At 60.8% G+C, this 15,068-nt stretch carries 12 protein-coding genes; 5 read left to right on the forward strand and 7 right to left on the reverse strand.

The window, feature by feature from the left end; genetic code table 11:
• Window positions 1-2: 2 nt before the first annotated feature.
• The 5 genes from HDF16_RS02790 to HDF16_RS02810 form a co-directional block, all read right to left on the reverse strand.
• Window positions 3-707: an MgtC/SapB family protein gene (locus tag HDF16_RS02790; RefSeq protein WP_184213628.1), complete on the reverse strand. Its 705-nt coding sequence runs from the start codon at window positions 705-707 to the stop codon at window positions 3-5.
• A gap of 151 nt (window positions 708-858) precedes the next feature.
• Window positions 859-2,565 (reverse strand): hypothetical protein, encoded by a 1,707-nt coding sequence (locus HDF16_RS02795; protein WP_246408602.1) that lies wholly within the window; start codon window positions 2,563-2,565, stop codon window positions 859-861.
• 2 nt (window positions 2,566-2,567) lie between these two features.
• Complete coding sequence (locus HDF16_RS02800; protein WP_184213629.1) at window positions 2,568-3,512, reverse strand: PfkB family carbohydrate kinase; 945 nt, start codon at window positions 3,510-3,512, stop codon at window positions 2,568-2,570.
• A 31-nt stretch (window positions 3,513-3,543) separates the two neighbouring features.
• Window positions 3,544-4,404: an S-methyl-5'-thioadenosine phosphorylase gene (gene mtnP, locus HDF16_RS02805; protein ID WP_184213630.1), complete on the reverse strand. Its 861-nt coding sequence runs from the start codon at window positions 4,402-4,404 to the stop codon at window positions 3,544-3,546.
• A gap of 46 nt (window positions 4,405-4,450) precedes the next feature.
• Window positions 4,451-5,977 (reverse strand): hypothetical protein, encoded by a 1,527-nt coding sequence (locus tag HDF16_RS02810; RefSeq protein WP_246408603.1) that lies wholly within the window; start codon window positions 5,975-5,977, stop codon window positions 4,451-4,453.
• 71 nt (window positions 5,978-6,048) lie between these two features.
• Here HDF16_RS02810 and HDF16_RS02815 point away from each other — a divergent pair, with 71 nt between their 5' ends.
• The 5 genes from HDF16_RS02815 (at window position 6,049) to ribF (ending at window position 10,537) form a co-directional block, all read left to right on the forward strand.
• Entirely contained in the window at window positions 6,049-7,065 is a 1,017-nt protein-coding gene (locus HDF16_RS02815) for a YgfZ/GcvT domain-containing protein (RefSeq protein WP_184213631.1), read from the forward strand.
• A 3-nt stretch (window positions 7,066-7,068) separates the two neighbouring features.
• Window positions 7,069-7,845: a signal peptidase I gene (gene lepB, locus HDF16_RS02820; protein ID WP_184213632.1), complete on the forward strand. Its 777-nt coding sequence runs from the start codon at window positions 7,069-7,071 to the stop codon at window positions 7,843-7,845.
• A 63-nt stretch (window positions 7,846-7,908) separates the two neighbouring features.
• Window positions 7,909-8,568, forward strand: coding sequence for a DUF1844 domain-containing protein (locus HDF16_RS02825; protein ID WP_184213633.1), 660 nt, complete (start codon window positions 7,909-7,911; stop codon window positions 8,566-8,568).
• Between the two features lie 39 nt (window positions 8,569-8,607).
• Window positions 8,608-9,435: an MBL fold metallo-hydrolase gene (locus HDF16_RS02830; protein ID WP_184213634.1), complete on the forward strand. Its 828-nt coding sequence runs from the start codon at window positions 8,608-8,610 to the stop codon at window positions 9,433-9,435.
• Window positions 9,436-9,469: 34 nt separating this feature from the next.
• The gene (gene ribF / locus HDF16_RS02835) at window positions 9,470-10,537 is read left to right on the forward strand and encodes a riboflavin biosynthesis protein RibF (protein WP_348641222.1); all 1,068 of its coding nucleotides are present in this window, start codon (window positions 9,470-9,472) and stop codon (window positions 10,535-10,537) included.
• A 110-nt stretch (window positions 10,538-10,647) separates the two neighbouring features.
• Here ribF and HDF16_RS02840 read toward each other — a convergent pair whose 3' ends face one another.
• Both HDF16_RS02840 and HDF16_RS02845 read right to left on the reverse strand, forming a co-directional pair.
• Window positions 10,648-12,948, reverse strand: a complete 2,301-nt coding sequence (locus HDF16_RS02840) for a penicillin-binding protein 1A (protein ID WP_348641247.1) — start codon at window positions 12,946-12,948, stop codon at window positions 10,648-10,650.
• A gap of 816 nt (window positions 12,949-13,764) precedes the next feature.
• On the reverse strand, window positions 13,765-15,015 hold the full coding sequence (locus tag HDF16_RS02845; RefSeq protein ID WP_184213636.1) for a S41 family peptidase: 1,251 nt from the start codon (window positions 15,013-15,015) through the stop codon (window positions 13,765-13,767).
• Window positions 15,016-15,068 lie beyond the last annotated feature (53 nt).

Raw genomic sequence — 15,068 nt, forward strand, 5'->3', positions numbered from 1 at the left:
ACTTACTCTTCCTCTTCATCCTGAAATGCAATTACAGAGTCCGCAGCATCCGCAATCTTCAAATTTGCCAGCAGTTGAGCATGCCGCTTACGATCCGTGTTCACGATAAACGTGACACGTTCGAGCTCCGCCACGCTGTCCTTGTCGATCACGTTCATGCGGACGCCCATCCGGTCCAGCACGCTCAAAATCGCTACATAGATCTTCGTCTGGTCGGTCCCACGTACCTCGTACAGCATCGGGAAGTGTTTCCATCCGAGCTTCGATTCAAGCGCTCCTACCAACTGCAACGCAAACAGCACGATGACCGTAGCCAGCACCGCCTCCAGATAGAGGCCCGCCCCACACGCCATCCCAATCGAAGCCACTGCAAAGACACTCGCCGCGCTGGTCAACCCCAGCACCCGATTCCGAGTGTGCAGAATCAGACCAGCGCCAAGAAACCCAATCCCCTGCACGATGTTCGCGGCAACGCGTCCCTTGTCTGGGTTGCCCTCACCCGCGAGCACAGCCGACAGCAGTGTAAAGAACGCGCAGGCCATGCAGATCAGTATGTTCGTCCGCAGCCCGGACGCTTTATGCCGCCACTCCCGCTCGATTCCCACCACGCCGCCGAGAGCGCACGCCAGAAGCAATCGCTTGGCGGTTCCGCTCGAAAGCAGCAACTGATCGATATCGCTGAAGTGATAAGAACTAGGCGCGTACATGCTCAAACGATTCTACTTCCAGCCCACCCAACCCCGTCATCCTGACCAGAGAGCTCTGTGCCCCATTCATCGCGGTCTCATCGCGATGAGTGGGACGGCCACAAATGCGGGTGCCCCACATCTCGCCCCTGAGATGTGGGAGTTTGAGGAACTACGGCTTCCACACATCCGACTTGTAGATCCGAGCGCACGGTTGCCCCGTCGTACAAAGCACCGTCAGCTCCGTCAGGTTCTCCGGATGCTTATGCACAGCCATGTCCACGGGGTCGCCAGCGATCGCGACCACGTAGTCCGCCTTCTCAGCCGGAGCGTCGAGCGCCGCCTTCCAGCTGTACCACTCGCCCTCATTGATCGTTTGCTTCAGAGGAATCCCAGCCTGCTGCAGCGCTCCAATGTGGTCGCCATTCGTCATCAGGATCGGCACGCCCACCGGGAACGACTCTATCTGCCGCGCAACCGACGTTTCGAATGCCTGCCGCGTCGTCGCGTTGACCATACCTTCCTTCAGCACCAGTGGAATCGTCAGGGTCATCACCACGCAGTTCACCACGGCCAGCGCGATCCCGGCGCGAGGGAGCCACTTCGAGACTTCAGGCTTCGTGATCTTCAGGTACACATCAAGCGCAGCGATCGCGATAAACGCGAAAAGCACCAGCCCCGGCAGCATCTCCATCCCATACCGCGAGTTATAGAACGAGTGCGGATAAAGCTGCGGGATGAAGATCGGCACTGACCCATACGACACCGAGTAGACATAAAACGGTATCGGCATCCACAGCAGCGTCGCCGCCCGCTGCGCTCCGGTAAAGCCTTTGCGCAGCGTCAACCAAAGCCCCGCCACTGCCCCCGCCAGCAGCAGAAATCCCGTCTCCCACATCGCAGCATCTACCTGCGACGTTCGCGTATAGAACAGCAGCGCCCATCCGGGGTTATGCCATCCGCGATAGTGCTTCGCTCCCGGCGGAGATGTCTTCTTATCGATCGCGGCAGCAGAGTAAGGCCCACGCATGAAGTCCAGCGGATCGTGCATGAAGTGCTGGTTGTACCAGAGCCACAGCACCGGCCCAGCCACTGTAATCACCGTGAACAGAAGGAATGCCGGCGTCACCTTCGCGAAGAGCTTCCGAGTCCTCACGATCTTCAGCGTGAGCACGCACCACACCACCGCGCCTGCAATCCATCCGTCGTACCGCGTCATCACCGCAGCGAAGATCAACAGCGAGATCACCAACAGCTTCGGCCCAATCGCCTTCGCCCGCGCCGCGCGTTCCTTCAACGGCGCATCGTCGATGCGGTCGATCGCGTCCACGCACTCCATCGTCAGCAGCGTCAGCCAGATCAACAGCGCAAGGAACAACGGCTCCGTCATCGCCGTCGTTGCCAGATAAAGAAGATTCGGGTTCAGTAGATAAAACACGGTCGCAGCGAAAGCCCACCGTGGCACCAGCATCCTTCGCGCCAGCCGGTAAAACCCCGCCGCGCCGATGATGAAACAAATCAGCGAAGGCCATGACCCGGCCAGTCCGGTCTGCCACCACAACATTCGCTGCACAAACGGCAGCATCAACAGGTGAGGCAACGGCAGCCATACTCCACCCAACTGCGACAGCCCCGGCGCCCGCGAGTCCAGAATCCTACGCGCAATCCCCAGGTGCGCCACCGCATCGCCATACAGCAATACGTAACCGCGAGTGAAGCAAATCAGCAACGCCATGAAGCCGAGCACCACCGCCATCAACGCGATCGGTACTGTCTCCTGCCGCGTCGCGGGAGCAATCACATTCGAATCAACATTGGATGACTCCGACACAGCCCGGATCAGGCTCTGCCGTGCGCTCGAGGTTCGTCTACGTCGCAAGCTCAGGCTCCTGCCAACGCGTCTTCGAGATGCGAGATCTCGCGGAACAGCTCGAACCGCTCATTGATCTCTTCGCTGGTCACCGAAGCGAGCCGGTCGGTTCCAAACCGCTCCACCGCGAACGAGCCCATCACGCCGCCGTAGAACATCGCCGTCTTGAAGACCGCAGGTGTGAGCTCCGGCTGCGACGCAATGTAGCCATAGAATCCACCGGCAAACGAGTCGCCAGCCCCGGTCGGATCGACCACCTCGCCCAACGGAAGCGCCGGCGCACGGAAGGGCCGTGAAGCTTTCCCACCAAACGCGCGTTCGCTGAAGTAGCCCGTCGCTCCATACTCGCCGTGCTTCACCACCAGCGACTTCGGCCCCAACGCCATCACCTTCTCCGCCGCCTTGACCGGGTTGTGCTCACCAGAGATCATGCGCGCCTCGCCATCGTTGATCAGCAACACGTCCAACACCGCAAGCACCTTGTCCAGGTTCGCGCGATGGTCGGCGATCCAGTAGTTCATCGTGTCGCCGCAGACCAGCTTCACATCCGGCATCTGCTGGCGCACCTGCAGTTGCAGCACCGGGTCGATGTTCGCCAGGAAAAGATACTCGCTGTCCTTATACTGCTCGGGAATCTTTGGCGCAAACGTCGCGAACACATTCAAATCTGTACCCAGCGTCTTCGCCTCGTTCAGGCTGCCGCTGTACTCGCCGGTCCAGTGAAAAGTCAGCCCGTCTGCGCGCTCGATACCTTCCGTATCAATCCCGCGCTTCTCGAAGACCGCCTCGTGCTCCGCCGTAAAGTCCTCTCCGACGACCCCGATCACGCGCACATCCGTAAAGTAGCTCGCAGCCAGCGCGAAGTGCGTCGCCGCCCCGCCCAGGATCTTTGTCCTCTTGCCGGAAGGAGTCTCAATCGAATCAAACGCCACCGAACCAACTACAAGTATCGACATCAAGCTCTCTTTCTAATTGCAATTCCAAAAGTTACAAATACTTCCCCAGCAACAATCCCAGCCGCTCCTTAGCCGCCTCCGGAATCGCCTTCTTGTCCGTCAAAATCGCATACTTCAGCGCATCCGCACAAGCGCACTTGCGCTCCGTGGGCATCGCCGCAATCGCCGCCTTCACAACCTTCGTTCCGTTATCGGCATTCTGGTGCAGCACCGCGACCACCTGGTCCACGGTCACGTCATCATGACCCTCGCGCCAGCAGTCGTAGTCGGTCACCATTGCGAGCGTGGCATAGCAAATCTCCGCCTCGCGAGCCAGCTTGGCCTCCTGCAGATTCGTCATGCCGATCACGTCAGCGCCCCAGCTACGGTACAGGTTCGACTCCGCCCGCGTAGAGAACTGCGGCCCCTCCATGCACACATAAGTCCCGCCGTTTTTCCCAACAACACCAACCTCGGCGCAGGCGTTCTCAAACACGCTGCGGACGGTCGAGCATACCGGATCGCCGAAGGCCACATGACCCACGATACCGTCGCCGAAGAACGTCCCTATGCGCGCAAACGTGCGGTCGATGAACTGGTCTGGAATCACGAAGTCCGTAGGCTTGTGCTCTTCCTTAAGCGACCCCACAGCCGACACTGAAAGAATCCGCTCCACGCCGAGCATCTTCATCGCGTAGATGTTCGCGCGAAAGTTCAACTCGCTCGGCAGGATGCGATGCCCGCGTCCATGTCGCGCCAGGAACGCCACGCTACGACCGCCCAAATCGCCCAGAATAAATGCGTCCGAAGGCGCTCCGAACGGTGTCTCAAAGCTCTCTTCACGCACGTTCGTCAACCCGGGCATGGCATACAAGCCACTCCCGCCAATGATGCCAATCTCAGCCTTCTGCAATTCTTCTGCTCCGTTCTGACTCTCTTGCTCTTTGTTTAAGGACCCGTCAGTGAGTATATCGTCCGGCCAGCGCCGCCTTCATCACGCCAAACTGCCCCATTACATGCACCAAAGACATCGCCGGGCCTATCTCCTGCGTAGACGCCACTTGTAGCGGCCCGCTCGACTGAACCTCTTCCACGCTATCCCGCAGCTTCCGCGCCAGCGCCAGATCGAAGCCCTCGGCCACAAACACCTGGTCGTCCTTTAGCGCTATCAGCACATCGCCTTCGTTGGTCGAATAAACCTGTTCCTCGTCGCCTTTTTCGTCTTTCTCGCGCCGCTTAAGCCCCGAATACTTTCGCGCAAGCTGCCCCGAGTAGATCCGCATAAACGACCGCGCCGAATCCTCGTTCTCCCACTTCGAGTAGTAGAAGATCCCCAGCGAAGACGGTGTCTCTTTCTGCGCTGCCGTGGCGCTCTTGCGCTGCGCCGCATAGTAGATGCCACCCTTCCACGCTGGCGAAAGCGCAGCCGCAATCTGCTGGCCGCCAAACAACTCCGCAATGATCCGCACATCCAGTTCGCCCATCACGCCCTCGTCATACGGCGTGTACTCGGCATCAATCAGAGGATGAATATCCGGCATCCGCAGCACCGGCACCGGCGTATGCGCGAGATACGCATCCGGATGAATAATCTCGAAGCTGGACGAGGGCGGTCGCGCCAGCACACCCGCAAACGCCGCATCCCTTCCGGCCTTCACCAGCACGCGATGCTCAAACGCCAACCCATCGCCATACGGAAACAGCAGCGACTTCTGCAACAGCAGCGGAGCCCGCGCCAGCAGCGGTGATCCACCCGTGTCCTCCGTCATCTCCTTCAACTTCGGCCCCATCTCCGGCGCGTCGGCGATCGTCTTGCCGGAGTCCTTCAACCCGTAATCAACAAAGACAGCCATCGCCTGACCCTCGGTCACAGCCTCGCGCGCCGTATCGCCCTCGTCGTTCCGGATATGCTCACTGTCCTCCGCACTCGTCTTCGCAATTCCCTTTGCGCCGACCTCAGACCACTTCGACAGGTCCACCTTCTGGTCCTGCAGCGCGTGCGTCAACTCATGCGCCAGCACAGACTTCTGCTCGTCCGGCGCGATCCAGTCCAGCAGGTTCACCGTCTTCGTCTTGTCGTCGTAGTAGCCGGCGATCTGCTCCGTCAGCAGCGAGACCAGGAACGTCTGCAGATGAAAGTCGCGATCCAACAAACCAAACTTCTTCAGCACAATCTCAGACCGCTCCAGGCGCTTGGTGCTCTCGTCCTTGTCGAAGCGCTCGCGCAGAAACTTGTTTACCTCGTCGCGCGAGATCAAAGTCCGCTTCACGCTGTGCTCGATCGGCAGCTTCGAGTCCTTGCTGGCGAACGCCAGGATGTCGTCGACGGATTTGAACAGCTCCTTCGCCTGATCCTTGGTCATCCGGGTCTCGCCCGTGGTCGCGTCTTTCTTGTCCTTATCGGAAGCCGAGGCGGTCGCCACCGCAGTAATCAGAACGAATCCCACCTTCGCCGCCCACCGTCCACCCAGCTTCAACCCAGCCATAACCCTCCGCATCAGTCGCTATAATCAGTGTACGCAGTGTCTTTCCTGCGTGTCCGGTCGTGTAATTACTTATGACTGCTATCGCCTTCCCGCCCGCACAATCCGCCACCGCGCAGCAGCAGTTCACCGCGCTGCTTGAATCCTCTGCCGTAGCGCCGCTGTCGAGCATTGGCTGGATTAAGGTCACCGGCGACGATCGCGTCCGCTGGCTCAACGGGATGACCACGAACTCCATCCAGGCGCTTTCATCCGGCGAGCTTAATTACAACTTCTTCCTAAGTTCGCAGGGCAGAATCCAGGGCGACGCCGTAGCGCTAGCGCTCGACAAAAGCATCCTGCTCGGAACCGCAGCAGGCCGCGTTCCCGCGCTCATCGAGCTCCTCGATCGCTTCATCATCATGGACGATGTCGAACTTGCGCAGCATTCCAGCTTCGGCCTCGTCATCGCCGGTCCACAGGCCGCATCCACACTTGCTACCATCGGCATCGCGACAGACGATGTTGCCCCGCTGCACTTCACGGCAATCGACGACTGGAAGGGCCATAAGCTCGCCGTCCTCCATGCTTATAGTCCTCTGGTCCCACGCTTCGAGCTTTGGTCCGAATCAGCAGATACCGTCGCCCAGCTGACTGAAGCCCTCGTCGCCAGCGGCGCGACACTCGTCAGTGACGAAGCCCTCAACCACCTCCGCATCCTCGAAGGCACGCCGCTCTACGGCACCGACATCCGCGACAAGGAACTGCCGCAGGAGACCGCGCAGCCCCGCGCCCTGCACTTCGCCAAAGGCTGCTACCTTGGCCAGGAGATCGTCGAGCGCATCCGCTCGCGAGGCAACGTCCACCGCACCTTCCACGCCTTTCAGCTCGCAGGTGAGCTCCCCGTCGCCGGTGCCATCCTCGAAGCCGACGGCAAAGCTGTCGGAGAGCTCACCAGCGCAGCTGCCATCCCATTAGCCTCCGGTCCCATCAACCTGGCCTTGGGCTACATCCGCCGCGAAGCTCTCGAACGCAATCTGACCGTCACCTATCCCGGCGGTACCGCAAAGCCCATCACCACCCCAGTTACGATCCCCGAAAGGAACGTCTAAGAGATGGCTGAACGACAGGCAGCGAAAAATCCCCGCGCAAGCGAAAGCGGCTTGAGCTTCATCGCTTCTTACCTGACAATAGCCGCAGTCTGGCTCTTCGCCATCACTTACATCTTTCAAAACTTCTTCATCCCGTCATCCTCCATGGCGAGCACCTTGCTTGTAGGCGATCACGTCCTGGCCGACCGCGAGATGCTGGCTCCCGCCACAAAAGGAGCGTCCTTCCTGCCATACCGCGAGGTGAAGCGGGGCGACGTGATCGTCTTCTACAAGCCCCTCGAAGAGAATGGCTCCCATATGAATCTCGTCAAGCGAGTGATCGCCATCCCTGGCGACCGCATCCACCTTCGCAACGGCGTCGTCTTCCTCAACGGAGTTGCCCAGAGCGAGGCTTACGTAGCAAAACCCGATCAAAGCCGCCCCTACGATGCGTACGTGAATGACTTCCCATCAGTCGCCCCAGACAGCGAACCGGAGGTCTCAGCACAGTGGTCGCTCGCAATTCCCTCTGCCATCGAAGGCGAGGACATTGTCGTCCCGCCCGGCAAGTACTTCGCCATGGGAGACAACCGCACCAACAGCATCGATAGCCGCTACTGGGGATTCGTTCCCCGCGAAAACATCATCGGCCGTCCCCTGCTTGTCTACTGGTCGATCAACGTTCCGGAAGTGAGCGACACCGATCCCTCTTTGGCCACACAAGCGCAGTCCACAGTTCACGAATTTCTTCACTTCTTCAGCGACACTCGATGGAGCAGAACACTTCATCGAATCCAATAAGTCCACGCGCTGGACTCGTCATGCTTCACACAGCATCATCAAGCCTTTCCCGAAAGAGAAATCATGTCCGAGCAGAACAAGCCCTTCGTCATCACCGACCGCCGCAAGTTCAACCTCGACGGCGAACCCCGCCCCGACGCCGACCCCTCCCCTGAAAAGATCCGCCCCGTAGTCCCTCCCGCTCCAGCCCCCGAAGAATCAAGCGCCCGCGTCATTCCGCAGCCCGAATCACCGCAGCCCATCGCCGCCGCACCCGAGGCCTCCGCCAGCGACTTCGCCGAAGAAGACCCAAATGCCCCGCCAGCCCCCACCGCCGAGCAGATGGAGCAGTCTCGCATCGCCTTCGACGCCACCGCCGAGCGCCTCGACATCGCCATCCGCTCCGCCAACCCTGGCATGGAGCAGCTCCCGAAGATGACCTTCGAGCGCCTCGTCCAATCCGTCTACATGACGGCCATCATGCAGCTCGGCGGCAACACCCCCGAAGGCCAGAAGCCGCAGGTCGACCTGCTCGGCGCGCGTCAGAGCATTGACATGCTCACCGTCATCGCCGATAAGACCACTGCCAGCCTGACCCTGGACGAACAGCAACTCATCGACAGCGCCCTCTTCGAGCTCCGCCTGGCTTTCCTCGACATCACCCAGGCACTCTCTCGCAACGCTCAGAAACCCCAGCCACCCGCACCCGGCACCCCCGGCTTCGGCCCCAGCATCGTCCGCTAGCTCTCCTGTTCTCCCTTCTCTCTTGACCTTTCTCCCTGAATGAACGCCACACTCACCTTCCTCGGCACCGGCACCTCGATGGGCGTCCCCACGCTGGGGTGCGGGTGCGCTGTCTGCACATCCGCCGTCACGCCGCCGCCCGCCGGAGACCCGCGCAACCGCCGCACGCGTCCGTCTGTCCATATCGCCTGGCATAGCGAAGGTGCCGACCACGCCGTCCTCATCGACACCGGCCCGGACTTTCACGCCCAGGCCATCCGCGAGCGCGTCACCCACGTCGACGCCGTCTTCTACACCCACCCCCACGCCGACCACATCCTCGGCCTCGACGACCTTCGCCCGCTCACCTTCGCGCTCGTCGACCCCCTCCCCCTCTACGTCGACGAACAGACCGCCGCCGTCATCGAGCGCATCTTCGACTACACCTTCCGCCCGCCCACCCGAGGCACCACCATAGCCCGCGTCGCACTCAATCGCCTCAAGGAGAACGAGGCAATCCACCTCTTTGGAGCCAGCTTCCAACGCATTCCCGTCAACCACGGCAACCTTGTCATCAGTGGCTACCGCTTCGGCTCCGCAGCCTACTTGACGGACATGAGCTCCATCCCGGAAGCAAGCATGGCGCAGCTCCAGAATTTAGACATCCTCATTCTCGACGCCCTCCGCATCACGCCGCATCCGACGCACTCCAATGTCGAAAACTCCCTCAGGATCGTCGAGCAGCTCAAGCCAAAACGAGCCTTCTTCACCCACATGGGCCACGACCTCGACCACGCCACTACCGACGCCACTCTCCCGCCACACGTGCGCCTCGCCTACGACGGCCTCAAGCTGGGCTTCGACCTGAAATCGGAACCATCCGCATGAACATGCTCTTTTCTGCGCCTCGAACGAACACTCTGTGCCCCATTCATCGCAGCCGTATCGCGATGAGTGGGTCGGCAACCGAACTCCAGGGGACGGCATGAAGATCTACCGCAGCCTCGCCGAACTCCCTTCCGATCTAGGCCCCACCGTCGCCACCATCGGCAACTTCGACGGCGTCCACCGCGGCCATCAGTGGGTCATCGCTGAAGTTATCGCCCGCGCAGCGGCTCTCGGAGCCACATCGCTTGCGATTACTCTGGATCCCCACCCCGCCCGCGTCCTCGGTAAGCAGACCAACCTTACGCTCATCACCCCGCTCGAAGAAAAGCTAGCGCTCCTCGCCGCCACCGGCATCGACGCCGCCTTCGTTCTCCCCTTCGACCTCGAACTCTCCCGCCTCACCGCCCGCGATTTCGCCTCGACCATCCTTCGCGACGCCCTCCACGTCGTCGAGGTCCACGAGGGCGAAAACTTCCGCTTCGGCCACAATGCCGAAGCCGGAATTGACGGTCTGGAACAGCTAGGCCGCGACCTTAACTTCGCCGTCAAGACCTACAGCCCCAGCGTTCTGCGCGGCGAGGCCGTCTCCTCCAGCCGCATCCGCAAGCTCATCGCCGCAGGCGAGGTTCACCGCGCCCGCCCGCTCCTCGGCCGCCCCTTCAGCATCGTCAGCACCCCGGCCTCAGGCCGAGGCTACGGCACCAAATACACCGTCCCGACGATCAACCTCGCCGACTACGCGGAACTCCTTCCCGCCGCCGGAGTCTACATCACCCAGATCACCATCGATGGCGAGACCTTCGACGCCGTCACCAATGTCGGCACCCGGCCCACCTTCGGCCACGTTCCGGGAACGCCTGACTTCACCGTCGAGACCCACATCCTCAACTTCCACCCCATCGACCTCGACGAAGGCACTCCCATCCGTCTCGCCTTCCTTCACCGTCTCCGGCCAGAGATAAAGTGGCCCAACCCCGAAGCCCTCCGCACCCAGATCGGCCTCGATGTCGCCCGCGCCAAGCGCTACTTCTCTCTGTGTAAGAGCCTGGGAAAGACTGTCCTGCCGGACGGGCGCCCTGCGCGGGCGGCGGTCACTTCGTGACTCGTATTGGGCTTCGCGAGCCCCTCCCGGTTGCGACCAGCGGGAGCACCACGTGAAGCGGTATACACGTCACGAAGTGACCGCCGCCCGCGTAGGGCGTTCTTCCGCCTCTAATGCGGTATAGTCTTAGGCTTTCCCGGGGTCTCAGCCGCATCCTCCGGAGCTGCATCCGCAGGCATCACCGACGTTCCAGCAGCAGCCGCCGGAGCATCCTGGTCCTCATCCGCATCCGGTTCCACAGGCTTCGCCTTCCTCACCGGCTTTGGAGCATCCGTCCCCACCGGTACTTCCAGCTGCTTCTTCGGCGCTCCCTCGCTGGGGAAGACCTCATCCGGCCGCGTCGCAATCACTGCCCGCATAAAGTCCATCCACATGGGCAGCGCCGCCTTCGCTCCGGTCTCCTTCTCGCCAAGCGACTGCCGATCGTCGAATCCAATCCATGTGCCACAGGTGACACCCGGCGAGAAGCCCACGAACCACGCGTCCGTATAGTTGTTGGTCGTCCCCGTCTTGCCGCCCAGTGGATGGTTCAACTGCCTCGCCGCGGCTCCCGTCCCATACGCAACAACAGCCCGCAGTAACTGCATCATCGTCCGCGCTGTGTCCACCGAGATCACTTCCTTCACTTGCACCTCAATCTCGTGCATCGGCTGCCCATCGGCCTGCGTCACGCGTCGGATGTAGTGCGGCTCAATCCTGATCCCATCGTTCGGAAAGACGCTGTAGGCTCCCACCTGCTCCGCCAGCGTGATGTCCGCCGACCCGATCGCCACCGGCAGAAACGCCGGGATGTTGCTTGTCACCCCGAACCGGTGCGCCGTCTCGATGACCTTCGTTATTCCCGCCTTGGCCGCCAGCTTCAGCGCCGGGATATTCCGCGACTCCGCAAACGCGTTGATCAGCGTCATCGCGCCCTTGTAGTCGCCCTCATAGTTATGCGGCGTGTAGGGCCCGTTCGGCGTGTAGAAGGAGGTCGGGCCGTCCACAACAATGTCGGTCGGCTTTGCTCCCGCCTCCACCGCCGTCGTATACACATACGGCTTGAACGATGACCCTACCTGCCGCAGCGCCTGCGTGGCCCGGTTGAACTGCGAGAGTGCATAGTCCCTGCCGCCCACCATCGCCAGCACCTCGCCGTTCACATTGTCGATCGCCATCATCGACGCCTGCGCGCCCGAGTCCTGCTCCAGCAGCGCGTGCATCCCGCCATCCGGCAGCACCTTGTCTACCTTCACGTAGACCAGGTCGCCGGTGCGCAGAAAGCTGTCCGCCGTCGGAAACTGTGTCCACGCCCAGTCCGCCTGCTTCAACACCGCCCGCCGAGCGCCCATCTTCACGATGACATGGTCCGCGGCCACCTCGCCCACCAGACCATGCACATACGTCCCTTCGATCACGGGCTGCGCCCAGTCCGGATGCTTGTAGAGGTCAGGATCAAGCCCTGCCAGCACCACGTTCAGCAGATGCCCCTGCCACCCGCGCCGCCGTTCGTAGGTTGCCGTGCCATCGAGCACCGCCTTATTCGCCACCGCTTGCAGATCCAGATCAAGCGTCGTATCAACCCGCAGCCCCGCTCCATGCACCTCTTCGACGCCATATTCTTTTTCCAGCTGTCGCCGAACTTCTTCCACAAAATAAGGAGCGACATTGTTCGAAGGCGTCTCGATCCGCAGCCCCAGCGGCGCTGCCTCCGCAGCCTTCGCCTGATCCGCGGTGATCTTCTTGTCATGCAGCATCTCGCTCAAGACAAGATTTCTGCGCTTCAGCGCCTTCTCTGGATAGCGCAGCGGCGAGTACGCCTCCGGCCCCTTCGGCAGCGCCGCCAGCAAAGCCGCCTCCTGCAGGTTCAAGTCCTTCACATGCTTGCTGAAGTAAAACTCGCTCCCCGCCTCAAATCCATACGTTCCGCGTCCCAGGTAGATCTGATTGGCGTACAGCGTAAAGATCTGCTCCTTGGTAAACCGTCGCTCGATCTGCATCGAGAGCAGCACCTCCTGCAGCTTTCTGCCGTATGTCTTTTCTGACGAGAGAAACAGGTTCCGCGCCAACTGCATGGTCAGCGTCGAAGCCCCCTGCGCCCTCCCCTTGGCATGAAGATCGCGATAGGCCGCACCCACCGCCCGGAAGAGGTTTACTCCCCAGTTCCGTTCGAAGCTCTTGTCTTCAATCGAGATGATCGCGTCCCGCAGATTGACCGGGATATCGGCATACTGCACCACCACCCGGCGCTCCAGCGAAAAGCTGCCAAACGCACGACCGTGGACATCGTAGAGCGTGGTGGTTGTATTCGGGCGGTACTTCACCAGGTCGTCGATCTGCGGCAGGTCGACCGAGTAGACCAGCATCAACCCACACATCACCCCAAACAGAGCCGACAGCAGCAACAACACACTGAACGTAGCCCGCGCCACGGCCTTGTGGCTCTTCGGCGGCTCCCACCCATTCTTTCGCTTCTCTTCGAGCTCCCGTTCGCGGTCGGCCTGCGTCTCGGCCTCCCACCGCGCCTCAAGCGCAGCCAGACGCTCTGCTTCGGCGTCATCTACGTCTTCACGATCTCGGGAGGGTCGGCTGCGGAAGAGGCTCAACACGGCAGTTTCAGCCTAGCAGATCACCCCGCGCCCCTCGAACACACGTAAACGTCTGAAACCCACTCCGGAACCAACTCCCCGGCCACAAATCTGTGCCCCATTCATCGCGGCACCATTGCGATGAGTGGGCCTGCCGCAATCAGTGGGTCCGCCGCGCAATTGTCACTTCGAAAACCAATCCGACAAAGATCCGTCGTCCTGAGCGAAGTCTCTTGCAGCTTCATCGCAAGAGACGCAGTCGAAGGACCCCGAGCGACTATACGGCCCCCATAAGCTTTCAGCTTTCAGCCACAAATCACTTCGACAAGGGGCGTACCAGTCCCGAAAATGCCAGTCCCGAAAATCCTGTCAAGCCCCCACCCACGCGCTCGACTTTATTTTTCTCAAGTAACCCGCATTTTATCAATCACTTACGAGCCATCTCGAACGCGAAGAAATGTGCCCAATTACCCCACGCGCTTCGTTACAATTAAGTCAGTATAGAAAAAAACGCGCATCTTCTAGACGGCAGGCTTCTTTACACGGGCTATCATCCCCGGAATGAGAGCTTTATCCGGAAGGCCACCGCCAACTCCCTCATTTCAGAGAACATAGGCGCATATCCAAAATAAGGGGTGGGGGGCAAATCTTTAAAAAGATCTAAGCCGCCTTCGCCTTCAACAGATCCAGCGCCTTGGTCAACTGCTCATCTACCGTCACCTGCGGCTTGGTCACCACCACCGGAGCGGGAGTTGCTCCCATAGGCTGTGCCGCAGGCGCTTCGTCATCGACGTCCGCCTGCACCGCGACCGCCGAAGCTACCATGACTCCCGGCGTAACTCCCTCATCCTGAAGCTTCTTCCCCGAAGGCGACTCGTACTTCGCGACCGAAAGAATCAGCGCCGAACCATCCGGCATCTCAAAAGTCTTCTGCTGCGTTCCCTCGCCGAAGGTCTTCTCCCCCACCAGATCCGCGCGCTTGTTGTCGAGCAGCGCCGCGGCTACCAGTTCGGCCGGCCCGGCCGTACCATGGTTCACAAGCACAACCGCAGGAGCCGCCGGAACGATTGCCTTGGACGGATCAGCCGTGAACGTAACCTTCGCCACCTGCTGCCCTTCAAGGCTGCCGATAGTTCCCGACTTCAGGAGGAAGTTCGCCAGACGCTGCGCCTCGACCATATCGCCCGCAGCCACATCGCGCAGGTCGAGCAGAACCTTTTTGTTCCCCGCACCGCGCATACCCTTCAGCTTCGATTCCAACTGCTGTACATGCTCGTGATCCAGGATGCCCGGCTTCAGGTAGAGGATGCTGAACCCGTCATACATCGCGTCCTGCACCGCGGGAATCTGTGTCACCGAGCGAGTCATATCGATCTTTTCGGGCTCCGGCTTCTTCTGCCGCACCACGGAGACCGAAACCGCGCTTCCCGGAGCACCTTCGAGCATCTTCTGGATGATCGCCAGCGGGATATCGCGTGTGTCGTGCCCGTCAATCGCCTCAAGAATGTCGCCGTCCACGAGACCAGCTCGGTCTGCCGGGCTACCCGGAACGACCGACACGACATTGGCATAGCCAAAGCGCTTGGAGACGTTGATCCCGACCTGCGCCTTGCCGCCCTTATCCATCTTGTAGAGCTTGTAGTCATCCGGAGAGAGGTAGCTCGAGTCTGCATCCAACGACTCCAGCAGCCCGCGCAGCGCCCCGTTCGTCACAGAAGGAATGTTCGGTTCCACTACGTAGTCGCTCTGGATGTGCTGCAAGACCTCGCTGTATACGTTGATCTGCTTGTAGGCACTGTCCTGGGCGGTGTCAGAAGCAGCGCTCACGCCGCTCGCGTTCACACCCATGAAGATCGTCAGTACAAGAACAGCAGAGGCAGCAAGCAACAGGATCTTCGAGGTCTTCGGCATAGTCGCGGCAATCTCCAGATACAGCTTCGCGGACAAGCACACGCGCCCGTCAA

Origin of the sequence: Granulicella aggregans, assembly GCF_014203275.1 — a bacterium.
Classification (GTDB): domain Bacteria; phylum Acidobacteriota; class Terriglobia; order Terriglobales; family Acidobacteriaceae; genus Edaphobacter.